The sequence below is a fragment of the Pseudomonas sp. BTN1 genome, from assembly GCF_001907715.1.
GTDB lineage: Bacteria > Pseudomonadota > Gammaproteobacteria > Pseudomonadales > Pseudomonadaceae > Aquipseudomonas > Aquipseudomonas paracarnis.
On the sequence record NZ_MPBM01000038.1, the window covers coordinates 124,271 to 147,794 of the forward strand.

Annotated in this window: 21 protein-coding genes; 7 read left to right on the forward strand and 14 right to left on the reverse strand. The window is 61.7% G+C overall.

Going from position 1 to position 23,524, the window contains the following annotated elements:
- Positions 1-41: 41 nt before the first annotated feature.
- Entirely contained in the window at positions 42-1,100 is a 1,059-nt protein-coding gene (locus BMH52_RS19190; protein WP_073844705.1) for a tetratricopeptide repeat protein, read from the reverse strand.
- Positions 1,101-1,170: 70 nt separating this feature from the next.
- A complete protein-coding gene (locus tag BMH52_RS19195) occupies positions 1,171-2,064 on the reverse strand; it encodes a bestrophin family protein (protein WP_014718479.1) in 894 nt (297 codons plus the stop codon).
- Between the two features lie 377 nt (positions 2,065-2,441).
- Between BMH52_RS19195 and BMH52_RS19200 the strand changes: the two genes are divergently transcribed.
- From BMH52_RS19200 to BMH52_RS19220, 5 genes are read left to right on the forward strand one after another with little or no spacing between them, the layout of a single operon-like run.
- Positions 2,442-4,091 (forward strand): AMP-binding protein, encoded by a 1,650-nt coding sequence (locus BMH52_RS19200; RefSeq protein WP_073844707.1) that lies wholly within the window; start codon positions 2,442-2,444, stop codon positions 4,089-4,091.
- A gap of 21 nt (positions 4,092-4,112) precedes the next feature.
- Positions 4,113-4,880 carry an SDR family NAD(P)-dependent oxidoreductase gene (locus BMH52_RS19205; RefSeq protein WP_014718477.1) on the forward strand — a complete coding sequence of 256 codons (768 nt, stop codon included), beginning with the start codon at positions 4,113-4,115 and terminating at the stop codon, positions 4,878-4,880.
- Positions 4,881-4,892: 12 nt separating this feature from the next.
- A complete protein-coding gene (locus BMH52_RS19210; RefSeq protein ID WP_014718476.1) occupies positions 4,893-6,077 on the forward strand; it encodes an acetyl-CoA C-acyltransferase in 1,185 nt (394 codons plus the stop codon).
- A 9-nt stretch (positions 6,078-6,086) separates the two neighbouring features.
- Positions 6,087-7,214 carry an acyl-CoA dehydrogenase gene (locus BMH52_RS19215; protein WP_019817058.1) on the forward strand — a complete coding sequence of 376 codons (1,128 nt, stop codon included), beginning with the start codon at positions 6,087-6,089 and terminating at the stop codon, positions 7,212-7,214.
- An 11-nt stretch (positions 7,215-7,225) separates the two neighbouring features.
- A complete protein-coding gene (locus BMH52_RS19220; RefSeq protein WP_014718474.1) occupies positions 7,226-7,999 on the forward strand; it encodes an enoyl-CoA hydratase in 774 nt (257 codons plus the stop codon).
- 129 nt (positions 8,000-8,128) lie between these two features.
- Here BMH52_RS19220 and BMH52_RS19225 read toward each other — a convergent pair whose 3' ends face one another.
- The 12 genes from BMH52_RS19225 to arnC form a co-directional block, all read right to left on the reverse strand.
- A complete protein-coding gene (locus BMH52_RS19225) occupies positions 8,129-9,280 on the reverse strand; it encodes an acyl-CoA dehydrogenase family protein (RefSeq protein WP_073844709.1) in 1,152 nt (383 codons plus the stop codon).
- A 3-nt stretch (positions 9,281-9,283) separates the two neighbouring features.
- On the reverse strand, positions 9,284-10,387 hold the full coding sequence (locus BMH52_RS19230; RefSeq protein WP_073844711.1) for an enoyl-CoA hydratase/isomerase family protein: 1,104 nt from the start codon (positions 10,385-10,387) through the stop codon (positions 9,284-9,286).
- Between the two features lie 131 nt (positions 10,388-10,518).
- Positions 10,519-11,229 carry an HPP family protein gene (locus BMH52_RS19235; RefSeq protein ID WP_019817055.1) on the reverse strand — a complete coding sequence of 237 codons (711 nt, stop codon included), beginning with the start codon at positions 11,227-11,229 and terminating at the stop codon, positions 10,519-10,521.
- Between the two features lie 134 nt (positions 11,230-11,363).
- Positions 11,364-11,582, reverse strand: a complete 219-nt coding sequence (locus BMH52_RS19240) for a type VI secretion system contractile sheath small subunit (RefSeq protein ID WP_256575809.1) — start codon at positions 11,580-11,582, stop codon at positions 11,364-11,366.
- A gap of 317 nt (positions 11,583-11,899) precedes the next feature.
- Complete coding sequence (locus tag BMH52_RS19245) at positions 11,900-13,522, reverse strand: glycosyltransferase family 39 protein (RefSeq protein WP_073844715.1); 1,623 nt, start codon at positions 13,520-13,522, stop codon at positions 11,900-11,902.
- The gene (locus BMH52_RS19250) at positions 13,523-14,905 is read right to left on the reverse strand and encodes a UDP-glucose/GDP-mannose dehydrogenase family protein (RefSeq protein ID WP_014718468.1); all 1,383 of its coding nucleotides are present in this window, start codon (positions 14,903-14,905) and stop codon (positions 13,523-13,525) included.
- On the reverse strand, positions 14,902-15,315 hold the full coding sequence (gene arnF, locus BMH52_RS19255) for a 4-amino-4-deoxy-L-arabinose-phosphoundecaprenol flippase subunit ArnF (protein WP_014718467.1): 414 nt from the start codon (positions 15,313-15,315) through the stop codon (positions 14,902-14,904). The genes BMH52_RS19250 and arnF overlap by 4 nt, the downstream gene beginning before the upstream one ends.
- On the reverse strand, positions 15,312-15,659 hold the full coding sequence (gene arnE, locus BMH52_RS19260) for a 4-amino-4-deoxy-L-arabinose-phosphoundecaprenol flippase subunit ArnE (RefSeq protein ID WP_014718466.1): 348 nt from the start codon (positions 15,657-15,659) through the stop codon (positions 15,312-15,314). The genes arnF and arnE overlap by 4 nt, the downstream gene beginning before the upstream one ends.
- Complete coding sequence (arnT, locus tag BMH52_RS19265) at positions 15,656-17,311, reverse strand: lipid IV(A) 4-amino-4-deoxy-L-arabinosyltransferase (RefSeq protein ID WP_073844717.1); 1,656 nt, start codon at positions 17,309-17,311, stop codon at positions 15,656-15,658. Before arnT ends, arnE begins: the two co-directional genes overlap by 4 nt.
- Complete coding sequence (arnD, locus tag BMH52_RS19270; protein WP_073844719.1) at positions 17,308-18,192, reverse strand: 4-deoxy-4-formamido-L-arabinose-phosphoundecaprenol deformylase; 885 nt, start codon at positions 18,190-18,192, stop codon at positions 17,308-17,310. The genes arnT and arnD overlap by 4 nt, the downstream gene beginning before the upstream one ends.
- Positions 18,192-20,183, reverse strand: a complete 1,992-nt coding sequence (gene arnA / locus BMH52_RS19275; RefSeq protein ID WP_073844721.1) for a bifunctional UDP-4-amino-4-deoxy-L-arabinose formyltransferase/UDP-glucuronic acid oxidase ArnA — start codon at positions 20,181-20,183, stop codon at positions 18,192-18,194. The genes arnD and arnA overlap by 1 nt, the downstream gene beginning before the upstream one ends.
- Positions 20,180-21,214 (reverse strand): undecaprenyl-phosphate 4-deoxy-4-formamido-L-arabinose transferase, encoded by a 1,035-nt coding sequence (gene arnC / locus BMH52_RS19280; RefSeq protein ID WP_073844723.1) that lies wholly within the window; start codon positions 21,212-21,214, stop codon positions 20,180-20,182. Before arnC ends, arnA begins: the two co-directional genes overlap by 4 nt.
- A gap of 411 nt (positions 21,215-21,625) precedes the next feature.
- Between arnC and BMH52_RS19285 the strand changes: the two genes are divergently transcribed.
- Together BMH52_RS19285 and xerC are read left to right on the forward strand one after the other, a co-directional pair.
- Complete coding sequence (locus BMH52_RS19285) at positions 21,626-22,438, forward strand: M949_RS01915 family surface polysaccharide biosynthesis protein (protein ID WP_032902545.1); 813 nt, start codon at positions 21,626-21,628, stop codon at positions 22,436-22,438.
- Between the two features lie 108 nt (positions 22,439-22,546).
- Complete coding sequence (gene xerC, locus BMH52_RS19290; RefSeq protein WP_073844725.1) at positions 22,547-23,461, forward strand: tyrosine recombinase XerC; 915 nt, start codon at positions 22,547-22,549, stop codon at positions 23,459-23,461.
- Positions 23,462-23,524: the final 63 nt, after the last annotated feature.

Genomic DNA, 23,524 nt, shown 5'->3' on the forward strand with positions numbered 1-23,524 from the left:
GGTCGCTTTACACGTTTTTGCAGTGCTGAGCTGATCGCCTATCAGAGGCCCTGTTGTAGCGCCGGATCATCCGGGTTCTGTTGCTCCAGTTGGGCGAGCAGCACCTGGACGTTCTGCAACTGCCCGGTCTCTTTCCAGTAATTGACCAGCAACACGCGGGCTTTGCGATTGGCGGGATGCCGCTGGACGATTTCTTCCAACTGGCGCTGGGCCGCCTCTACTTCGTCTTGGGCGTGCAGGGTGGTGGCCAGGTCATAGCGATAATCCGGGTTGTCCGGCGCAAGCTCCACCGCCTTGGACAGGCCGAGCAGGGCGTAGGGGCGCTCGCCATGGTGCAACAGCCACATGCCCAAGGCATGTTGCAGGTAGGCCGACTCCGGATGCGCCGCCAGTTGCCGGGCCAGCAGTTGGCGCGACTCGTCGGTCTTGCCTTGCTTGTCCAGCAGTTCGATTTGCGATACCACCGCTTGCAGGTTGTCCGGCTGCAAGCGCATTGCCTGCTCCAGAGCGTTTTGCGCCTCCGGCAGCAGGGCGCTGTGGATGTACAGGCGCGCCAATTGAATCCAGCCTTCGGCGGTTTCGGGTTGAGCCTTCAGGGTTTTAACGAATTCGTCGAGCACCTGCTGCAGCGGGCCAAAGTACAGGCCCAGGGTATCGGGGGACAGGCCCAGCAAGGCGTTGGCGGCGGCAAAGCGCACCGATTGTTCCGGATCGTCCAGTACCGGGCCGAGCAGCAAGGTACGTTGGCCAGTGGGCACCAGCCCGACGATGCTGTGAATCGCGGCCTCGCGCACCAGCGCCGATTCATTGGCCAGGTCTTTATCGGCCAGCTTCAGCGCCTGGGGGCTGGGGTAATTGGGCAACTCCGCATGCAAGGCGGCGCGGCGCTCGGGCGACAGGTCCGGCCGGCCCAACTGTTGGTACAACACACGTGCGGCGCCGGGCTCGCCGTTATGCGCTTGCTTCAAGGCCTTGGAATAGCCATGGGCGATGGCTGGGGGTACGGCCACTGCAGGGGTGCGGGAGAAAAACCAGGTGATCAGTACGATCAACAACAGGGCGCACAGGCCGATGATGGAGTAACGGCGTGACTTTGACATGCAGGCGTCCGAAAGCTTGGGCAGCAAAGTTCCAAGCTTCGGTCAGTGCGAGGCGAGTGTCAAACCCGCGTCAGGTCAGCACGTAGTCCGCTGGCTCCAACGCTGGCGGCAGGTTGACTTCACCAAGGGCGGCGAGGATCTCGCGCTCCAATGTCCGCAGGATAGCATCACACGGCAAGTCGTTTTCGTCGAAGCCGAAGGGGTCTTCCAATTCGTCGCCAATCGCATCCAGGCCAAAGAAGGTGTAGCTGACAATCGCGGTGAACACTGGCGTCAACCAGCCAAGTGGCTCGGCCATTGCGAATGGCAGCAAGATGCAGAACAGGTAAATGGTGCGGTGCAACAGCAGGGTGTAGGGAAAGGGCAGTGGCGTGGTCTTGATGCGCTCGCATGCCGCCTGCACCTGGCTCAGGCTGACTAGCCGGGCTTCCAGTTGGGTGTAGCGCCATTCGCTGATCACGCCCTGTTGTGCCAGGACCGAAAAGCGCGCACCGACCGTTTGCAGCACGCTGTCCGGCAGGTTGGGGTGGCCCACTGGCATGCTGATCCAAGGGTGTATCGCCCGGGCTTGATCTTCATGGCGCAAATGCGCGACCAAGCCATGGGCAAAACCGCACAGGCCGCGCAGCAGGCCTGCACGCTCGGCGGTGTCCCCCAACACCTGGGTCTCGCGAATCAGCGAGCGCACGTCAATGACCATTTGCCCCAGTTGCTTGCGGCCCTCCCACCATCGGTCATAGCAGGCGTTGTTGCGAAAACTCATGAAGATCGACAGTGACAGGCCCAACAAGGTGAAGGGCGTAGCGTTGACCTTGGAAAAATAGGCAGGGTGCAGGGTTTCCACCAGCACGATGACCGAGGCCAACAGCGTGACCAGCAGGCTGCGCCAGGCAATGCGCTTGGCAATGGAGCCTTTGAGGGAGAACAGGATACCCAGGACGTTGGGTTTAGGGCGAACGATCATGGAGGGCTTCTGTGGCGTGCAGGCGTTCAGATTAGAAGCTGCTATGCATCGCGTCCAATCACTTGGATCGACCGCCTGATCAGTCGACTCAATGACTAACGTGGGAGCCGGGCAGTACATAACCCTGTGGGAGCTGGCTTGCCTGCGAAAGCGGTGGTGCAGTGACAGCTGTGGTGACTGACCCACCGCCTTCGCGGGCAAGCCCGCTCCCACCGAAAAGCGAAAAAGCCCCCCGCGTTTCGCTACGGACTGGCCAAACCAGTCAGCCAAGTTGAAAGCTTTGACCATTGCCGCTGCGCCGCTCTGGAGCGACTATTTCAGCGCTTTTCTCGAGTTGAAAACGTCCTGAAAATAAAAACACAGAAGGATAGGAAGCGATGCGTGAGTATTTGGCTGCCACCACCGAGTTTGATTACCAGCACACCGTCGACGCCGCATTGGCCGGTAACCTGCAAGCGCTCAATGCCTGCGTGGAATGCTGTGACCGTCACGCGTTGCCGGGGCGCATCGCGCTGTTCTGGGAAGGCAAGGACGGGCGCAGCGCCACGTCGACCTTTACCGAACTGCAGGAGCAGGCCGCGCGTTTCGCCAACTTCCTCCTGGCCCAGGGCGTCAAGCGCGGTGACAAGGTGGCGGGCCTGTTGCCCCGTACTGCCGAATTGTTGGTGGTCGTGCTGGCGACGTGGCGCATCGGCGCGGTCTATCAGCCGCTGTTTACCGCGTTCGGACCCAAGGCAATTGAACATCGCTTGAACAGCTCGGGCGCAGCGCTGGTGGTCACCGATGCAGTGAACCGTCCCAAGCTGGCGGAAGTCGCCGACTGCCCGACCATCGTCACGGTCGCCGGGGCCAAGGGCGAAGGTATCGTGCGGGGCGACTACAGCTTCTGGGCCGAACTGCCCAGCTACTCTTCTCACTGCGAGCCGGTGCTGCTGGGCGCAGAGGAGCCGTTCCTGCTGATGTTCACCTCCGGCACCACCGGCCCGTCCAAGGCGCTGTCGGTACCGCTCAAGGCCATCGTCGCGTTCCAGGGCTACATGCGCGACGCCGTGGACTTGCGCCCCGAGGACGCATTCTGGAACGTTGCCGACCCTGGCTGGGCCTATGGCATCTATTTCGGCGTGACCGGGCCGTTGTCCATGGGGCACCCGATCACCTTCTACGATGGCCCGTTCACCCTGGAAAGCACCTGCCGGGTCATCAATAAATACGCCATCACCAACCTGACCGGTTCGCCCACGGCGTATCGGCTGTTGATTGCCGGTGGCGAACAGTTCGCCGGTTCGATCAAGGGCAAGCTGCGCATCGTCAGCAGCGCCGGTGAGCCTTTGAACCCGGAGGTGATCCGCTGGTTCGCCGACCACCTGGGCGTGACCATCCACGACCATTACGGCCAGACCGAGCTGGGCATGGTGCTGTGCAATCACCATGGTTTGGCGCATCCGGTGCATGTGGGCTCGGCGGGTTTTGCCTCGCCAGGGCATCGCATCGTGGTGCTGGATGACAACCATCAGGAGCTGCCAGCCGGCCAACCCGGCATCCTGGCCATCGACCGCGAGCAATCGCCTATGTGCTGGTTTGCCGGGTACGACGGCGTGAAAACCAAGGCGTTCGTCGGCAAGTACTACCTCAGCGGCGATACCGTGGAGCTGAACCCGGACGGCAGCATCAGCTTTGTCGGACGCAGCGACGACGTGATCACTACATCCGGCTACCGCGTGGGCCCCTTCGACGTGGAAAGCGCGTTGGTCGAACACCCGGCGGTGGTCGAGGCTGCCGTGGTCGGCAAGCCTTGCCCGGAGCGCACTGAGCTGGTCAAAGCCTTTGTGGTGATCAGCGAGCAATACCGCGCCGCCCCGGAGCTGGCTGAAGAGCTGCGCCTGCATGTGCGCCAGCGCCTGGCCGCCCATGCGTACCCGCGGGAAATCGAATTTGTCAGCGACTTGCCCAAGACCCCGAGCGGCAAGCTGCAACGCTTTATTTTGCGCAATCAGGAAATAGCCAAGGCCCAGGCGGCCGTGGCTTGACCCTTTTAAAAGGAAACAACGATGCAGATTGAAAACAAGGTATTCCTGGTCAGCGGCGGCGCGTCGGGCCTCGGCGCGGCCACGGCCGAAATGCTGGTCGCCGCGGGTGCCAAGGTGATGCTGGTGGACTTGAACGCCGACGCCGTGACTGCCAAGGCCAAGCAACTGGGCGACAATGCCCGCAGCGCCGTGGCGGACATCAGCCAGGAAGCCGCTGCAGAAGCGGCCGTGACGGCGGCGGTCGAGGCCTTTGGGGGCTTGCACGGCCTGGTCAACTGCGCGGGTGTCGTGCGTGGCGAGAAGATCCTCGGCAAGAACGGCCCGCACGGCCTGGCGAGCTTTGCCCAAGTCATCAACGTCAACTTGATCGGCAGTTTCAACCTGCTGCGCCTGGCCGCTGCGGCGATCGCTGAAACCGAGGCGAATGCCGACGGCGAGCGGGGCGTCATCATTAATACCGCCTCGGTGGCGGCATTCGATGGGCAGATCGGCCAGGCTGCGTACGCCGCGTCCAAGGGCGCGATCGCCAGCCTCACCTTGCCTGCCGCGCGGGAACTGGCGCGCTTTGGTATCCGGGTGATGACCATTGCACCCGGCATTTTCGAAACCCCGATGATGGCCGGCATGACCGACGAAGTCCGCAACTCCCTGGCTGCCGGCGTGCCGTTCCCGCCACGCCTGGGCAAACCCGCCGAATATGCCGCGCTGGTACGCCACATCATTGAAAACAGCATGCTTAATGGTGAGGTGATCCGTCTCGACGGTGCCTTGCGCATGGCCGCCAAATAAGGAGCAATGGCTATGAACGATCCAATTGTTATTGTCAGCGCCGTGCGCACGCCCATGGGCGGGTTCCAGGGCGACCTCAAAAGCCTGACCGCGCCGCAACTGGGCGCAGCCGCCATTCGTGCGGCGGTCGAGCGTGCCGGTATCGCCACCGATGCCGTCGACGAAGTGCTGTTTGGCTGTGTACTGCCCGCCGGGCTTGGGCAAGCGCCTGCTCGCCAGGCTGCCTTGGGCGCCGGGCTGGACAAGGGCACGCGCTGCACCACCCTCAACAAAATGTGCGGTTCCGGCATGGAAGCGACGATTCTGGCCCACGATTCGCTGCGCGCTGGCAGTGTCGATGTGGTGATCGCTGGCGGCATGGAAAGCATGTCCAACGCCCCGTACCTGCTGGACCGTGCGCGCAGCGGCTACCGCATGGGCCACGGCAAGGTGCTGGACCATATGTTCCTCGACGGCCTTGAAGATGCCTACGACAAGGGGCGCCTGATGGGCACCTTTGCCGAGGACTGCGCCGAGCACAATGGTTTTACCCGTGAAGCTCAGGACGCGTTTGCCATCGCTTCCCTGACCCGCGCACAAGAGGCTATCACCCACGGCAGCTTTGCCAGTGAAATCGTCCCGGTGCAGGTCACCGTGGGCAAAGAACAAAAAACCATTCTGCACGATGAGCAACCGCCGAAAGCCAGGCTGGACAAGATTGCCAGCCTGAAACCGGCGTTCCGTGACGGCGGTACAGTGACAGCAGCCAACTCCAGCTCGATCTCCGATGGCGCCGCGGCGTTGTTGCTGATGCGTGAGTCCGAGGCGCTCAAGCGCGGCCTCAAGCCGTTAGCAGTGATCCACGGGCACGCCGCGTTTGCCGATGAGCCTGGGCTGTTTCCGGTGGCGCCGGTGGGGGCGATTCGCAAACTGATGAGCAAGACCGGCTGGAGCCTCGACGAGGTGGACCTGTTCGAAATCAACGAGGCCTTCGCCGTGGTCAGCCTGGTGACCATGAGCAAGCTGGAGATTCCCCATGACAAGGTCAACGTGCATGGTGGTGCCTGTGCATTGGGCCACCCCATTGGTGCCTCCGGCGCACGCATCCTGGTGACGTTGCTCGCGGCCCTGCGCCAGAAGGGCCTCAAGCGTGGCGTCGCCGCTATCTGCATTGGCGGCGGTGAAGCCACGGCCATGGCCGTTGAATGCTTGTATTGAGGATGACCTATGTTGCCCAATGACGAACAACTGCAGATCAGCGACGCCGCCCGGCAATTTGCCCAGGAACGTTTGAAACCCTTCGCCGCCGAGTGGGACCGCGAGCATCGTTTTCCCAAGGAGGCCATTGCGCAAATGGCCGAACTGGGCTTTTTCGGCATGCTGGTCCCGGAACAGTGGGGCGGTTGCGACACTGGCTACCTGGCCTACGCCATGGCCCTGGAAGAAATCGCCGCCGGCGACGGTGCCTGCTCCACGATCATGAGCGTGCACAACTCGGTGGGTTGTGTGCCGATCCTCAAGTTTGGCAATGACCAGCAGAAAGAGCAGTTCCTCACGCCCCTGGCCAGTGGCGCCATGCTCGGTGCCTTCGCGCTGACCGAACCCCAGGCAGGCTCCGATGCCAGCAGCCTGAAAACCCGGGCGCGCCTTGAAGGCGACCACTATGTACTCAACGGCTGCAAACAGTTCATCACCTCCGGGCAAAACGCCGGGATCGTGATTGTGTTTGCGGTCACCGACCCCGCCGCAGGCAAGCGTGGGATCAGCGCGTTTATCGTGCCCACCGATTCGCCCGGTTATACCGTGGCACGGGTGGAAGACAAGCTGGGGCAGCATGCCTCGGACACTTGCCAGATCCTGTTTGAAGACGTGAAAGTACCGGTGGCCAACCGTCTGGGCGAGGAGGGCGAGGGCTACAAAATCGCCTTGGCCAACCTGGAAGGTGGCCGCGTGGGCATCGCCTCCCAGTCGGTGGGCATGGCCCGTGCCGCCTTCGAAGCGGCCCGCGACTATGCCCGTGAGCGTGAAAGCTTTGGCAAGCCGTTGGTCGAACACCAGGCCGTGGCCTTTCGCCTGGCCGACATGGCCACCCAGATCGCCGTCGCCCGGCAGATGGTGCATTACGCCGCCGCCCTGCGTGACAGTGGCAAGCCGGCGCTGGTGGAAGCGTCCATGGCCAAGCTGTTTGCGTCCGAAATGGCCGAGAAAGTCTGCTCGGCCGCCTTGCAAACCCTGGGCGGTTACGGTTACCTGAACGACTTCCCCCTGGAGCGGATCTACCGCGATGTGCGGGTCTGCCAGATTTACGAAGGCACCAGCGATATTCAACGCATGGTCATCTCACGCAATCTTTAAGGAGCCGATACATGAGTTACGAAACCATCCTGCTTGACGTCCAGGGCCGTGTGGGGCTGATCACGCTTAACCGCCCCAACGCCCTGAACGCTTTGAATGCACAACTGGTCAGTGAGCTGAACCAGGCGCTGGACAGCCTGGAAGCCAACCCTGAAATTGGCTGCATCGTGCTGACTGGCTCGAAAAAAGCCTTCGCGGCCGGTGCCGACATCAAGGAAATGGCCGAGCTGACCTACCCGCAGATCTACATGGACGACTTGTTCAGCGACAGCGACCGCGTGGCCAACCGCCGCAAGCCGATCATCGCCGCCGTGAATGGCTTCGCCCTAGGCGGCGGCTGCGAACTGGCCTTGATGTGCGACTTTATCCTCGCCGGCGACACTGCCAAGTTCGGCCAGCCGGAAATCAACCTGGGCGTGCTGCCAGGCATGGGCGGCACCCAGCGCCTGACCCGTGCAGTGGGCAAGGCCAAGGCCATGGAGATGTGCTTGACCGGGCGTTTTATCGACGCGGTAGAGGCCGAGCGCTGCGGGATCGTGGCGCGCATCGTGCCCGCCGATGAATTGCTGGAAGAAGCGCTGAAAGTGGCCGCCCTGATCGCCGGTAAATCCGTACCGATCAGCATGATGGTCAAGGAAAGCGTGAACCGTGCGTTTGAAGTCAGCCTGTCCGAAGGCGTGCGTTTTGAGCGTCGGGTGTTTCATGCGGCGTTTGCGACCCAGGACCAGAAGGAAGGCATGGCCGCGTTTGTGGCCAAGCGGGCGCCGCAATTCAAGGATAAGTAACCCCTGCCAAACGCCGCAAAGCAAAGGTGGGAGCTGGCATGCCTGCGATGGCATCGCCTCGGTTTATGATGTACCGAGGTGTCTGCATCGCAGGCAAGCCAGCTCCCACGGGGCTTTGGGTCATGCCCATCAGAGCTGGTAGTTTTTCAACTCCCTGGCAATCACCATCCGCTGAATCTCGCTGGTGCCTTCGTAAATCTGCGTGATCCGTGCGTCCCGGTAGTAACGCTCCACCGGGTAATCCTCCAGATACCCATACCCTCCATGAATCTGCATTGCCTTGGAGCAGACCCGCTCGGCCATTTCCGAGGCGAACAGCTTGGCCTGGGAGGCTTCGGACAAGCACGGTTTGCCGGCGGTGCGCAGGCGCGCGGCGTGGAGGATCAGCAGGCGCGCAGCGTTGAGCTGGGTTTGCATGTCGGCCAGCAGGTTGGCCACGCTCTGGTGTTCGATGATTGCCTTGTCGAACTGCACCCGCTCACGGGCGTAGGCCAGCGCGGCTTCAAACGCGGCGCGGGCGATGCCCAAGGCCTGGGCGGCGATACCAATGCGGCCGCCTTCCAGGTTGGAGAGGGCGATGGCCAGCCCCTTGCCGCGCTCACCCAACAGATTGGCTTCGGGAACCTTGCATTGGTTGAGGGTGACGGCGCAGGTGTCTGACGCACGAATGCCCATCTTGTGCTCGGTGCGGTCGACCACGAAACCTGGGGTGTCGGTCGGCACCAGGAACGCCGAAATGCCTTTCTTGCCCAGTTCCGGGTCGGTCACGGCGAACACGATGGCCAATTTGGCGCGCTTGCCGTTGCTGACGAACTGTTTGGCGCCATTGATGACCCATTGGCCATCACGCAGTTCGGCGCGTGTGCGCAGGTTATGGGCTTCGGAGCCGGCCTGGGGCTCGGTCAGGCAGAAGCAACCGATGGCCTGGCCGCTGGCGAGTTCGGCCAGCCAGGTGTGTTTCTGTTCGGTGGTGCCGTAGTTGAGGATCGGCCCGCAACCGACTGAATTATGGATGCTCATCAAGGCGCCAGTGGCGCCGTCACCGGCGGATATTTCCTCCACGGCCAGGGCGTAGGCCACGTAATCGACATAGGTGCCACCCCATTCTTCCGGGACCACCATGCCCAGCAGGCCCAGCTCCCCCATCTTCGCCACCAGGGCGTCGTCGATCCAGCCGGCTTTTTCCCAGGCTTGGGCGTAGGGGGCGATTTCGCCACGGGCAAAATCCCGCGCCATGTCGCGGATCATCACTTGTTCTTCAGTGTATTCAAGATCTTGCATGGCTTATTTCTCAATCTGCGCGAAGTCGCGGAAGAAGCTCTCCACATGGCTGGCATCCAGCGCATGGAGGGTGGGCGGGTTCCACTTCGGCGTCTTGTCCTTGTCTATGATCAGGGCGCGAACCCCTTCGATCAGGTCGCCGCGCTCGAACCATTGGCGGTCCAGGTGCAGTTCGAGGGCAAAGCAGTGTTCCAGTGGCAGGTGGCGGCCACGGCGCAGCATCTCCAGGGTCACGGCCATGGCCAGGGGCGAGCGGGTCTGCATGAGGTTGGCGGTGGTCAGCGCCCACTCATGGCTATCGGCCACGGTGACTTGTTGCAGTTGCTCGACGATGCTGGGCACGTCCGGCAACCCGAAAAAGTGGTCAATGGCCGGGCGCAAGGCCGCCAGCGGGGCGTCGGGCAATTGCTGCACGGCCAGCCTGGCAAGTGCGCCTTGCAAGTCCTTGAGGGGAGACTCGCTCCATTGCAGACGGTCGAGCTTCTGATCCAGTTCAACCAGCTTGGCGCTGTCGATGTACCAGTCCGCCAGCCCGCAATACAAGGCATCCGCCGCGCGGATTTGCACGCCGGTCACCCCAAGGTAGGTGCCCAGTTCGCCAGGAATACGCGAGAGGAAATAACTGCCGCCCACATCCGGGAAGTACCCGATGGCCACTTCCGGCATTGCCAGGCGGCTGCGTTCGGTGACCACCCGCAGGTCCGCGCCTTGCACCAGGCCCATGCCACCGCCGAGTACGAAGCCGTCCATCAACGCCAGTACGGGTTTACGGTAATGGTGGATGGCAAGGTCGAGGGCATATTCCTCGACGAAGAAATCCTGGTGCAGGGTGTCGCCTTGCTTGAAGCTGTCGTACAGCGAACGGATGTCGCCACCGGCGCAAAAGGCCTTCTCACCGGCGCCGCGCAGGACGATGGCATAGACCTCAGGGTCGTCGGCCCAGACCTGCAAGTGCGCGGCCAATTGGCGGACCATGTTCAGGGTGATGGCGTTAAGGCCGGCGGGGCGGTTGAGGGTGAGGTGGCCGATATGGTTACGCACCTGTGCCAGAACTGCATCCTGCTGGATCTCGGCGTGGCTTGCTTGGGATGAAACCTGAGCAGTCATCTCTAACTCCCTGCTTTTATTGTTCTTTATCAAGACGTTCGCGGGCGAACTCTCTCGTGATCGTACCAGTGCAAATTTGCCTCGTACAACTTGGAATCATGCAGGTCGTTGTTGCATTTATGCAGTGTCGCTCAAACCACCCGGCTGGCCAGAACCTCACCGATACTGCGACGCCGGGCATGGCCCTCGGCGGCGTGGATCAGTTGTTCAAGCTCTGTCGGTTCGACATCGTAGAACTGCTCCATCTCGGCCAACGCTAGCTTGAGGTCGGCTGCCGTGATGCTCGGCTCGCTCACGGCGGTGGCAGTGCCCAGGATAACCGGGGCAGGCTCGGCAAGCCCCTTGGGATAACGCGTGCGCGTGGCATTGTTATAGGCCAGCGCGCAGGCGAGCAGCGCGCCGGCCCCTAGCATCACCGGCGCAAGCTCGTACCAGCCGAGGCCGACCGATGCCGGATCGGCCAGCACCAGGGTCATGGCCAGGCCGCCGGCCGGCGGGTGCAGGCAGCGCAGCCAGCAGATGAGGATCACCGTCATGCCTGCCGCCAGGCAGGCGCTGCCCAAGGTGCGCCCCAGGACGCGGGCGACCAGCAACGCGACGACGCCTGCACACAGGTAACTGCCGATTATCGACCAGGGTTGGGCCAGCGCCCCCGACGACACGGCAAACAGCAATACGGCCGATGCGCCAAGAGGGCCGAGCAGGTGCAGGGCCACCTCCATGCCGAACACCTGGGCACAGGCCCAGACACTGAACAGCGTGCCCAGGGCCATGCCGATGGCTGCACGGCTCCATTCGGCGGGACGGGTGTTGATTGCAGCGGGTAACCAGCGAGCGAGCATTGAAAGACGGTCCATAAACAGCGGGCGAAAAAAAAGGCCTGCCTGGTTTCCCGGAACAGCCCTTTGAAGGTTCCAACATTGGGGGAAGGAACCTGCGCAGTGTGCCGCGCTTGATCTGGTGGCGCCACTGCATATTAATGAACATTGAATGCAAAATAAATGCAGTTACCGGCTTCGCCATAGGTTATCTGCCCGGTGGACGCGGATGCAGCGGGGTTGATTTTGCCCAGCACGCGACTATGGGTTTCTTCGTTGAACAGGCGCGCTTGCAAGTCTTCGCGCAGCCTGGGGTCGTCGGCCAACGGCCCCTTTAACGCCACGAGTGCGTCACGCAATGCCATCAAACGATCCAGCCTGGGTAAGGGTACGGTTAACAGGTCTTCTCGCACGGCATTGTCCTCTCAATGAAGTAAGCCATCGCGCGTGGGCAGCCTACAACGTCCTTGTTGTGAAGTGCCCTGACCCAAGCGTTTCAGGGCAGTCCTGACGATCGGGTGGTAGATAGTAAGTGCACGTGGCAGCGAGTCTACAGTTGGGCTCCGAGCACCGGAAGGGAAAGTGCACCAGCCATTACGCAAACAAATGTAGGTGTTTTCTTGGTACCTATGATGAAAGTCGCCCACTCGTGGAGGGAGTGGGCGTTCTTCTTACAGTGCAGGCGGAAAAGCGCTCAAGGCGTCGAGGTTTTTGCCAAATGCAGCAACACATAGGGGGTTTTGTCGAACGCTGCGGTAAGCGTTGGCGTGATTGAACGCAGGCGCGGATCGTCCAGCGCCTGGAAATCAGCCTGGCTCATGACCAACCATGCCGGCGCCTGGACCGGTTTCAATTCGGCGGGCAATTGGGTAAACAGCGGAACCTTGTCGCAATCGAAGTTGACCATGAACTTGATGGCTTTCGCGTCTTTGCCCAGTGCGTGCAACACCAGCGGCGCCGGTTGCTGTTGAACCTGTGCCTTGACGGCGAGGCTGAAGGTGCGGGTGTCGTACACCTGACGTTCCAGGGGTTCAACCACCATGATGTAGGTGGTCCAGAGGGCGAGTACGGCGGCCAAGGCGGGACCGTAGGTGCGCAGCCGCGAGCGGAACAATGCCAGCAGGGCCAGCACCTGTAGCAAGCCAAGCACGACGAAGATCAGCTCAAGGTCGGCCAGCGGTTCCGGGTAGCGCCGCCGCGCCACCACCAAGCCAATGGCCAACAGCGTTGGCAACAGCGTCCAGATGCCCAGCATCAAGGCGCGCAGCCACGCAAACAGTCGCCGTTGTGTGACCGCGAAGGGATACGCGGCAATGATCGCGGCCATCGGTAACATCGGCAGGATATAGCGCGCTTTCTTGGCTTGGGGCACCGACAGCCCCAGCATCACCAACACACCGGCTGCCGCGCAGTAGAGCACCAGCTTCAATGCCGGGTCCGGCGCACGTCGACCGCCCATCAGCACCGCCAGCAGCACCAACAACGCGATTGGATAGGCCAGGGCGTAGTTGCCCAGGGAGCTGGTGAAGTAATACAGCACGCCGCCGGAGCCTTCGCTGCCATCCATGCGCCCCAGGAACTGCATGCGAATCACGTCATGCATAAAGTCTTCGCCGCCGCTGAGCTTGGCCAGCAGCAGCAACAGGCCGACGCACGCCGCCAGCAGCGCCAGTGCCAGCAGGCCGAAGCTGAACAGTTGGCGCCACTGGCGGTTGATCAGGTAGTAGCTGCACAACACGCCCGTAGGGATCACCAGGCCGATCGGGCCGCGAATGGCAAACCCCAGCAGCACCAGCAAAAACACCCAATGCAGGCGCTTGGCTGCGGCGAAATGATCATGGGCGTAGCCCAGGTAGAACACCGCCAACGTTACGGCGGCGAGCATCTGGTCGAGGGAGACTGCACGGGTTTCGCTGATGAACGTACTGCTGAGCAGCAGCATCGCAATACTCAGCAGGCCCCAACGTGGCGAGTAGGGTGCAGTGAGGCGATAGACCAGCACCACAATCAGCGCCGACGCGACCGCAGTGGGCAGCCACGCCGTCAGGCTGGTGACCTGGCCCAAGGGCACCGACAGCAGCCACGTCAACAGGGTCGACGTCGCCAGGTAATCGGCATACGGCTGACCATAGGTGGTGGGAAAGAAACTCGGCCCGTGACGCAGCATTTCCTGGGCAAACAGCACAAAGCGCGAATCAAAGCCGATGATCGCCTGGTGCCAGTTGCCGACGATAAACAGCAGCAGCGCCAAGAGCCCAAGCCCCAGCGACTGGTGGCGGATCGTCGCGCGCTGCGCGGACGGTAAGGCGATGTTCACCTAGCAAGCGTCCTTGACCTGTTCCACCCAGTTTTGCTGGGGGATCGGCAACTCGCAGGAATCGCCGCGGCCGATGGGGAAGTATTTGAAGCCTTTGCGCGCCAGGCGCTCGCCGTCGTACAGGTTACGGCCGTCGAAGATCACCGGGGTTTTCAGGCGCTGGTGAATCAGGTCAAAGTCCGGCGCCTTGAATTGCTGCCATTCGGTGCACACGATCAACGCATCGGCGCCGCCCAAGGTGGATTCCGGGGTGCCCATCAGCATCAGGCGCGGGTCATCGCCGTAGATGCGTTGGGTTTCCTGCATGGCTTCAGGGTCAAAGGCGCGCACATTGGCGCCGGCAGCCCACAGCGCTTCCATCAGCACGCGGCTGGGGGCATCACGCATGTCATCGGTGTTGGGCTTGAAGGCCAGGCCCCACAGGGCAAACGTCTTGCCCTTGAGGTTGCCCTGGAAGAACGCGTTGATGCGCTCGAACAACTTGCTCTTCTGGCGCTGGTTGATGGCTTCCACGGCTTCGAGCAGGTCGCTGGAGCAGTTGGCCTGCTTGGCGCTGTGGATCAGGGCGCGCATGTCTTTGGGGAAGCACGAGCCGCCATAACCGCAGCCGGGGTAGATAAAGTGGTAGCCGATGCGTGAGTCGGCACCGATGCCCAGGCGCACCGACTCAATGTCGGCACCCAGGTGTTCAGCCAACTCGGCGATCTGGTTGATGAAGCTGATCTTGGTGGCCAGCATGCAGTTGGCGGCGTACTTGGTCAGTTCTGCGCTGCGCAGGTCCATGAAGATGATGCGGTCGTGGTTGCGGTTGAACGGTGCGTACAGGTCGCGCATCACGTCGCGCACCTCTTCACGCTCGCAGCCGATGATGATCCGGTCCGGGCGGCGGCAGTCGGCAACGGCGGAGCCTTCCTTGAGGAATTCCGGGTTGGAGACGATATCGAACTGCAGCTCACGGCCGGCGGCACGCAGGTTATTGAGGATGTGGTCACGCAACGTGTCGCCGGTGCCTACCGGTACGGTGGATTTCTCCACCAGGATCACCGGCGCCACGCGATGGCGGGCAACTGCATCACCCACCGACAGCACGTATTTCAAGTCGGCCGAACCGTCTTCATCCGACGGCGTGCCCACAGCAATAAACAATACTTCACCGTGCTCGACGGCGAGTTTTTCGTCGTGGGTAAAGCGCAGGCGTCCGCTTTCCAGGTTGTCCTTGACCATGGCTGCCAGGCCCGGCTCGAAGATGGTCACATGCCCCTTCTGCAGTGACTCGACTTTGTGCTTGTCAACGTCCATGCAAATGACATCGTGACCGACTTCGGCTAATACCGTGGCCTGAACCAGACCAACGTAACCACTACCAAATACACTGATTTTCATGGGGTATTCCTGGGACTTGAGGTGCTAGCACGACGAGAGTTGATAACCAGTACGCCGAGGATGACCAAGGCCACCCCCAGGGTTTTTGAAAGCGAAAAATCTTCGTTGAACACCGGCAGGCTGGCGGCCAGCAAATACACCAGCGCGTAACTGATGCTGAGCAGCGAATAGGCGCGGCCCAGGGGTAAGTGCTTCAGTGCGCCGAGCCAGCACAGCATCGACAGCGCATAGGCGATGATCGCCAGGATCACCACGCCCAGGGCGCCGAGGTCGATGCTGTTATCCGTGAAGGCAGCCAGCCATTGGGTGGGCAGCGGCAGGCGCGTCATGCTCCAGCGCATGCCCAATTGGGCGCCACTCACCAGGCCGACACTGCCCAGGGCCAGGGCGAAACCCCGCATGCGGCTCATACCTGGCGCCCCAGCAAGACCACGCCGGCAATCACCAGCCCCACACCCAGCCAATGACGGGCATCAATGGGTTCGTGAAACACAAAGCGCGCCATCAGCGTGACCAGCACAAAATTCAGGCTGAGCATGGGGTAGGCAATGCCGACTTCCAGGCGCTGCAACACCAGCAGCCACACCAGCAAGCCCAGGCCCAGGCACACCAGCGCCGACCACAACCACGGCGAGCGCAGTTTCGGTGCCCAGCCGTCCGGCACGCCGCGCCAGCTCTCCACGGCGAATTTTTGCGAGACCTGGCCCATGCAGGTGAGCAGGCAGGCCGTGAGCAGTAGCAGCAGGGTGATCATGGCGCGACCTGCGGGAAAATCAGGATCACGATCTTGCCCTGCGCATAACGCTTGCCGTCAGTGGGCAGCAGCGCGAGTTCTTCCTTTTCGCCGGTGCTATTGACGCGCATCACCACGCCCACCGCACCGGTACGACGGGTTTCGGCCATCCACGTCTGGATGCGGTTACGGTCGACCAGACGCGGGGCCGTGTCCTCGTAAGCCAGGCCGTACTTGACCTCACCCGAGGTGTTGTACAGCGTGATATCCGGGCGTTTGAGGCGCCAGGACAGCGCCGACGCGGCGCCCAGGTCGTTGCTCAGCAGGGCAACGCTGGGCTGCAACTCGTCGATGTGATCAATGATGAACTGATCCGGGGTCTTGTTGTAAACCACCGAATGGGGCAACGCCGCAGGCACCAGCAGCACCAGAAATCCACTGCCGATCAGCGGCGCGGCCCACAATGCCAAGGGGCGTGCCGCTTGCAGCAGATTGACCACGATCCAGCCGAACAAAAAGATGAACACCAGCACCAGGCTGACGGTTTCCTCACCCGGTTCGTAGACCGGCTTCTTCAACTGGAACCAGCTGAGGGCCAGCAACACCAGCACACCCATCACCAGGTTCAACCAGCCATTGATGCGCAGCACACGGCCGTGGCCTTGAGCCAGTTTGTCGCTCAGGGCCGAGCCCATCAGCAAGGCCAGGGGGAGCATGCACGGCATGATGTAGGAGGGCAGCTTGCCTTTGGCCAGGCTGAAAAAGGCCAGGGGCATCAACAGCCACAGCAGCAGGAACGCGGTTTTCGGCACGCGCCGTTGCAGCCAGGCCTGCTTGAACGCGGACGGCAACAGCGCAACCCACGGCAGCGCGAACGCGACCAGCAGCGGCAAGTAATACCAGAAAGGTTCGGCGTGCTGGGCGTCTTCACCGGCAAAGCGTTGGATGTGCTCGTGCCAGAAAAAGAAATGCCAGTAGTCCGGCTCTTGCAGGTGCACGGCCAACGCCCACGACACGCTGACAGCAATCGCCACCACCACGGCAACAGGGCCAAATTTGCACAACTCGCCAAAACGTTTTTGCCAGACGGCGTAGGGCAGGGCGACCAGCACCGGCAGCAACCAGGCCAGGAAGCCCTTGGTCATGAAGCCCATGCCGCACGCCAGGCCCAGCAAGGCCCAGGACCACAAGCGCGCACGCCGCGTGGTGCTGTCGAAACAGAACCACAAGGCCACGCCCGTCAGGTTGACCCAGAAGGTGAACTGCGGGTCCAGGTTGGCATAGCCGCCCAGCGCGGCCACGCTGACGAAGCTCATGTAGAGCAACGTGCTGACCAGGCTTTTTTGCGGATCATTCCACAACCGACGAGAGACCAGGTACACCAGCAAAATGCTCAAACCGGTGCTCAACGCCGAGGCAAACCGCACGCCGAACAGGTTCTGCCCGAAGATCGCCTGGCCCAGCGCGATCATCCAATAGCCTGCGGCGGGCTTTTCGAAGTAGCGAATGCCCATGAAGTGCGGCGCGGCCCACTTGCCGGTCAGCAGCATTTCCTGGCTGATTTGCGCATAGCGGGTTTCATCTGGGATCCACAGGCCATGGGTGGCCAATGGCAGCAGGTAGAACACGGCAAACGCCAGCAGGAGCAAGGGCAAAGCCCAGCGGCGGATCATGCCTGCTGCACTCCCAGCCAACCCTCGCGGCCGCTCAATGCGCCGCGCACCAACTGTTGCTGGGGCAGGGTGGTCACATCCGTGGGCAACAGCTCGCCCAAGGGTTTGAACTCGATGCCGCGCTGCCCGGCCTGGGCGAGCAACTGGCGAAATTCATTGGCCATCAGAATCCCTTCTACTTCCGCGTGGATCGTGTAGACGTTCAGCTTCGACGCGCTGAAGCGCTCGAGAATGAAGCGGTTGAAATCGTTGGCAGCCACCACCGGCCCGACGACTTCGTCGAAGGTCGGCAGGTCTACCGGAATTTGTGGGGTGCCCGCGCTGCCATCGGCCAAGGTTGGTCGAAACAGACTGGAGCCCCGGCAATCGCTGTTGTAGCGAAAGTTGAAGCCTTGCTTGGCTTGCACCACACGCTCATCGGCACGCCAGCCGGCGGCCGCTGAACAGTCGATGCGCTCGCCGAGAATGTCGCTCAAGGTGTCTACGCCGCGTCGAATCTGCTCGACCAGTTGTGCCTCGCTCCAACGCCCGGTGTTGGCTTGCCAGCCATGGTGGTCCCAGGCGTGCAGGCCGACTTCATGCCCGGCCGCCTTGGCCTGGCGCATCAAATGCCCCAGGTCTCGGCCAATCGGCTTGCCTGGCCAGGCAGTGCCGGCCAACAAGATGTCCCAGCCATACAGGCCGGCCGCGTTGGAGCGCAGCATCTTCCACAGGAACTGCGGGCGGATCAGGCGCCACAAGTGACGCCCCATGTTGTCCGGCCCGACACTGAAGAAGAACGTCGCCTTGACCCCGGCTTCGGCCAGGGAGTCGAGCAACCGCGGCACACCTTCACGGGTGCCGCGGTAGGTGTCGACGTCGATGCGAAGACCTGCCTGCATTACTTTTTATCCGCAATTTCAAGCATGGCTTCACGCAGGAAGAAATCGAGCGTGTTGCCGATGGTTTCGCTCATCTCTACGCTCGGCTCCCAGTTCAGCAGGCGCTTGGCGTTTTCGATGCTCGGCTTGCGGTGCGCCACGTCCTGGTAGCCTGTGCCGTAGAACGCCTTGCTCTCGACGTCGCGGAAACCGGCGAACGGCGGGAAGTTGTGGCGCAGTGGGTGAGCCTCGAACTGACGCAGCAGCTCTTCGCCCAACTGGCGGATGCTGGCTTCGTTTTCGGGGTTGCCGATGTTGATGATCTGGCCGTCGCAGACGCCATTGTCGTTATCAATGATGCGTGCCAGGGCTTCGATGCCGTCGGCAATGTCGGTGAAGCAACGCTTCTGCTCACCACCGTCGAACAGACGGATCGGCGTGCCTTCCACCAGGTTCAGGATCAGTTGGGTAATGGCGCGGGAGCTGCCGATACGCGCCGAGTCCAGGCGGTCCAGGCGCGGGCCCATCCAGTTGAATGGCCGGAACAGGGTGAACTTCAGGCCCTTGTCGCCGTAGGCCCAGATCACGCGGTCCAGCAGTTGCTTGGAGACGGAGTAGATCCAGCGTTGCTTGTTGACCGGGCCCACTACCAGGTTGGAGGTGTCTTCGTCGAAATACTGGTCTTGGCACATGCCATAGACTTCGGAGGTCGACGGGAAAATCACGCGCTTGTTGTACTTGACGCAGTAGCGCACCAGCTTGAGGTTTTCTTCGAAGTCCAGTTCGAATACGCGCAGCGGGTTACGGGTGTATTCGATCGGCGTGGCGATGGCCACCAGCGGCAGCACCACGTCGCATTTCTTGATGTGGTACTCGATCCATTCGGTGTGGATGCTGATGTCGCCTTCCACGTAATGGAAGTTGGGGTGGCTGCGCAGGCGCTCGATGGCGTCTGAGCCGATGTCCAGGCCATAGACTTCGTAGCGGTCGTCACGCAGCAGGCGCTCGGACAGGTGGTTACCGATAAAACCGTTCACGCCCAGGATCAGCACACGGGTACGGCGCGGCTTGCGGCCCGACTCGGCGCCGCGCAGCACGGAACCGTCTACCAGGCCCAACTCATCGGCCAGGGACGGGCCGGCCAGGTACAGGCCGTTTTCGTTGCGCTGGCCGAACTTGACCACCAGGGAATCTTCACCGCAGGCAATGCGCAGGGGGTTGACGCTGATTACACGGCCAGGCGCCAGACCTTCGTTGCCCTTGACCACGTCGGCTTGCCACACGATCAACTTGTGCTCGCCCACGGCGCAGAAGGCGCCCGGGTACGGCTGGGTCACTGCACGTACCAGGTTGAACAGTTGCTCGGCGGGCTTTTTCCAGTCCAGCTTGCCATCGGCGGCGGTGCGACGACCGAAGTAGGTGGCTTTGCTCTCGTCCTGGGCGGTTTCGCTCAGCTTGCCCTGGGCCAGCTGTGGCAGGGCATCACGCAGCAGCGCCGTGGCCGCCTCACGCAGCTTGGCGTGCAGGCTCAGGCCGGTATCGCTGCGCTCGATGGTGACTTTCTGCTGGGCCAGGATGGCGCCGGCATCGGCACGCTTGACCATGCGATGCAGGGTCACACCGGTTTCGGTTTCGCCGTTGACCAGCACCCAGTTGGCCGGCGCGCGGCCACGGTATTTAGGCAGCAACGAGCCGTGCAGGTTGAACGCGCCTTTGCGGGCGGTGGCCAACAGCGGCTCGCTCAGCAGGTTGCGGTAGTAGAACGAGAAGATGTACTCCGGGTTCAGCTTGGCGATGCGTTCGATCCACAGCGGGTGGTTGGCGTCTTCCGGTGCATGCACCGGGATGCCATTGCGGGCGCAGAGTTGGGCGACGGAACCGTAGAAGTTGTTTTCCTTGGGGTCATCGGCATGGGTGAACACGGCGGCAATGTCGTAACCGGCGCTGAGCAGCGCTTCAATGCCTGCGCAGCCAATATCGTGGTAGGCGAATACAACAGCTTTTGAACTCATGACTGGACCTGATCCGAAGAAGAAGTAGAAGTATGGGAAGACACCAGGCCGTCGACCACGACGACTGGAGCCGGTGCTGCCGGTTGGTTGCGCAGCACTTTTTCAATAAAGAAGCGTGGGCGGGCGCGGACATCGCTGTACATGCGGCCCAGGTATTCGCCCAAAAGACCCATGCCGATGAACTGGCCACCGGTGAACACAAACAGCACCGCAAACAGCACGAACAGGCCATCGCCAGCCCAGTCGGCGCCGAAGGCCAGGCGCATGACGATCAGGGCAAAGGCAAACAGCACGCCCAGCGCCGCGAGGCTGAAGCCGACGATGGACAGCAGGCGCAAGGGCGTGGTGGTCATGCAGGTCAGCAGGTCGAACATCAGGCTGATCAGGCGCATGGCGCTGTATTTGGATTCGCCGTGCTCACGTTCGGCGTGGTGCACCAGGATTTCCGTGGTGTGGCGGGCAAAGCCGTTGGCCAGGATCGGGATGAACGTGCTGCGTTCACGGCAGGCGAGCATGGCGTCGACGATGGTGCGGCGGTAGGCGCGCAACATGCAGCCGTAGTCGGTCATGGCCACGCCGGTAGAGCGCTGCACGGCAAGGTTGATCAAGCGCGAGGGCCAGCGGCGGAAGGCCGAGTCCTGGCGGTTATTACGCACGGTGGCGACCACGTCGTAGCCCAGGGCGGCTTGCTCGACCAGGCGCGGGATTTCTTCCGGCGGGTTCTGCAGGTCGGCGTCAAGGGTGATCACCACTTCGCCACAGCACTGTTCAAAGCCGGCCATGATCGCCGCGTGCTGGCCGTAGTTGCGGTTAAGGATCACCGCTACCACATTGCTGCCGTCTTCCGCGGCGGCGTCTTCGAGCAGTTGGGCCGAGTTGTCGCGGCTACCGTCATCCACCAGGATGATTTCGTATTCGTAGGCCAGCTGCTTGCAGGCTGCCGTGGTGCGACGCAGCAACTCAGGCAGGCTTTCTTGTTCGTTGTAGACCGGGATAACGATCGACACGCAATGAATAGGGTAGGGTTTCAAAGATTCATGACCTCGGGCTAAAGCGACTTCAAGCGTGAAAACGGCAGCGTTCATTGGGCAAAACTACAGCCCGCAGGTTACAAAACGGGGCTAAAGATGATGCGTTTTCAATAGGTTAGTCGATAATCCACGGATTGCTCTCAAGTGTTGCCTACAAGGTTAAGCGCAAAAATGTGCAACGAATATGAAAGGCGGATGAAAAACTCGTTTATTTGACAGGCAGACAGCTAGGGTTCAGCTAAGTAATCAAGGCGTTACATGTAGGCCTCACAGGGCGATATCGGAGCTTCGTGCAAGACGCTTGGTTCAATCTGAGCGAGGCGATCAGCCCAATGTTTGCCCTTCAACAATCTTCTCTGCATTGGCGCTCAAGTGCCGGTAAAGTAAGCCCTCTCTTGCCAGGGTACTCGGATGAATAGCGTGCAGCTTTTACGCGGCCAGTTGCGGCCAGCGCTGATGGGATTGTTGATGACGGTGGCCTGTGTCACCAGCGTGCGGGCTGATCAGGGCGTCGCGCTGACCCCACTGGACCAGGTGCCGGACGGGGTGGAAGTGCGCGGCAAGCAGGTCGCCGCCTATACCTGGGATGACCGCCAAGGCAAAAACCTGCTGGTACTCGCCGAGCAAGTCGGTGAGCGCGATGACGATGGTACCCAGTCGGCCTTTGTCTACGCGGCGCAATACGTGCTGGGAGGCGAGCGCCCCAAGCGCGTGTGGATGCTGTACGACGATGTACAGCACTGCGAATTCGACGCCGGGCTGCGCTTTGATCGGGCTGCCACCAAGGTCACCGACCTGCTGGGCGACGGCAATACCCAGGCCACGGTCGGTTATTCGCGGGCCTGCACCAGTGATGTCAGCCCCAACGAATTCAAGCTGATCATGCATGCCGGAAAGTCCGAGAAGTATCGTCTGCGCGGCCTCGACCGCGTGGGCGCAAGTTGGTGGGATGAGGACGCTGGCGCCTTGCGCGGCATGCCACTGCCCACTGACTGCAGCGTCGTGGCGCAGCAAGCGTTGGTCAGCCAATACAAGGAGCAGGGCACCGAACTGCCCCTGCCAGGCTGCTATGGCGACGAGAAGGACTTTGCCAAGGCGCCGGACAGTTACCTCGCTTTTATGCGCCAGCAGTGGTTCGCGCTGATGCAGCAACAGGACGCCGACTGGAGCCAGTCCCAGGCCCAACCCCAGGCAGCCAGTGAGGACGACGATACAGCCCCGTGATTTTGTGCCAGGGCCGCTCCTGGGTTAGACTCGGCCTTCGCCAACCCACTAAATACATCGACTAATCAAATAGTTGGTCGATGTATTTAATCCAAAGGCTGATCTACCTTGACCGAGTCCATTCGCAACCCGCTGACCCTTTACCTCACCCGCCTGGCGCCTTCCAGCCAGTTAACCATGCGCTACGTGCTGCAGGATGCCGCCGACCGCCTGGGTTTCGAAGATCTCAACCTCGAAGAGATTGACTGGCACCTGCTGCAGCCCGAACACGTCATCGCACTGGTGGCTGCCTTGCGCGAGGACGGCTTAGCGCCGAACACTTCGTCGCTGTATGTGAATGCGGTGCGCGGGGTGATGAATGAGGCGTGGCGCATGAGCTTGATCAGCCAGGACCACCTGTTGAAGATGCGCTCGGTCAAGGCCACACCCGGTACGCGCCTGAGCCAGGGCCGCAATCTGCGCCGCACCTTGATCCGCGAGATGCTCGACGTCTGCGCCGCCGACCCCCGGCCTCAGGGCCTGCGGGATGCCGCAGTGATCGGTCTGTTATATGGCTCGGGCATGCGCAAGTCGGAGTCGGTGAACCTGGACCTGGCACAGATCAACTTTGACGAGCGCAGCTTGCGCGTGATCGGCAAGGGCAACAAAGAGCTGGTCAAGTACGCGCCGGACTGGGCGTTTGCCGAGCTGCAGGCCTGGCTGGCGTTCCGCCGCGAGCACCTCAAGGAAGGCGAGCAGGACGACAGCTTCTTGTTCAACCGTATCCGGCGAGGCAGCCATATCACCCGGGAACGCATCACCAAGCATGCGATTTACTACATCGCGCGCCAGCGCGGCGATCAAGTGGGGGTCAAGATCATGCCCCATGATTTCCGTCGTTCGTTTATCACGCGGGTGATCGAGGAGCATGATTTGTCGATTGCGCAGAAACTGGCGCATCACACCAATATCCAGACCACCGCCAGCTATGACGTGCGTGACGACAATGAGCGGCGGCGGGCGGTGGATCGATTTGATTTGTAGGCTTGTGGATACACCACGATTCAAATGTGGGAGCTGGCTTGCCTGCGAAGAGGGCCTCACAGG

Excerpts from the sequence above, each read along its gene's own strand:
- BMH52_RS19250 (WP_014718468.1), bottom strand. The coding sequence starts at position 14,905 with ATGAAAATCAGTGTATTTGGTAGTGGTTACGTTGGTCTGGTTCAGGCC.
- BMH52_RS19225 (WP_073844709.1), bottom strand. The coding sequence starts at position 9,280 with ATGCAAGATCTTGAATACACTGAAGAACAAGTGATGATCCGCGACATG.
- BMH52_RS19285 (WP_032902545.1), top strand. The coding sequence starts at position 21,626 with ATGAATAGCGTGCAGCTTTTACGCGGCCAGTTGCGGCCAGCGCTGATG.
- BMH52_RS19215 (WP_019817058.1), top strand. The coding sequence starts at position 6,087 with ATGTTGCCCAATGACGAACAACTGCAGATCAGCGACGCCGCCCGGCAA.
- arnF (WP_014718467.1), bottom strand. The coding sequence starts at position 15,315 with ATGAGCCGCATGCGGGGTTTCGCCCTGGCCCTGGGCAGTGTCGGCCTG.
- BMH52_RS19230 (WP_073844711.1), bottom strand. The coding sequence starts at position 10,387 with ATGACTGCTCAGGTTTCATCCCAAGCAAGCCACGCCGAGATCCAGCAG.
- BMH52_RS19235 (WP_019817055.1), bottom strand. The coding sequence starts at position 11,229 with ATGCTCGCTCGCTGGTTACCCGCTGCAATCAACACCCGTCCCGCCGAA.
- arnA (WP_073844721.1), bottom strand. The coding sequence starts at position 20,183 with ATGAGTTCAAAAGCTGTTGTATTCGCCTACCACGATATTGGCTGCGCA.
- arnT (WP_073844717.1), bottom strand. The coding sequence starts at position 17,311 with ATGATCCGCCGCTGGGCTTTGCCCTTGCTCCTGCTGGCGTTTGCCGTG.
- BMH52_RS19190 (WP_073844705.1), bottom strand. The coding sequence starts at position 1,100 with ATGTCAAAGTCACGCCGTTACTCCATCATCGGCCTGTGCGCCCTGTTG.
- arnD (WP_073844719.1), bottom strand. The coding sequence starts at position 18,192 with ATGCAGGCAGGTCTTCGCATCGACGTCGACACCTACCGCGGCACCCGT.
- arnE (WP_014718466.1), bottom strand. The coding sequence starts at position 15,659 with ATGATCACCCTGCTGCTACTGCTCACGGCCTGCCTGCTCACCTGCATG.
- BMH52_RS19200 (WP_073844707.1), top strand. The coding sequence starts at position 2,442 with ATGCGTGAGTATTTGGCTGCCACCACCGAGTTTGATTACCAGCACACC.
- BMH52_RS19210 (WP_014718476.1), top strand. The coding sequence starts at position 4,893 with ATGAACGATCCAATTGTTATTGTCAGCGCCGTGCGCACGCCCATGGGC.
- BMH52_RS19195 (WP_014718479.1), bottom strand. The coding sequence starts at position 2,064 with ATGATCGTTCGCCCTAAACCCAACGTCCTGGGTATCCTGTTCTCCCTC.
- BMH52_RS19220 (WP_014718474.1), top strand. The coding sequence starts at position 7,226 with ATGAGTTACGAAACCATCCTGCTTGACGTCCAGGGCCGTGTGGGGCTG.
- BMH52_RS19205 (WP_014718477.1), top strand. The coding sequence starts at position 4,113 with ATGCAGATTGAAAACAAGGTATTCCTGGTCAGCGGCGGCGCGTCGGGC.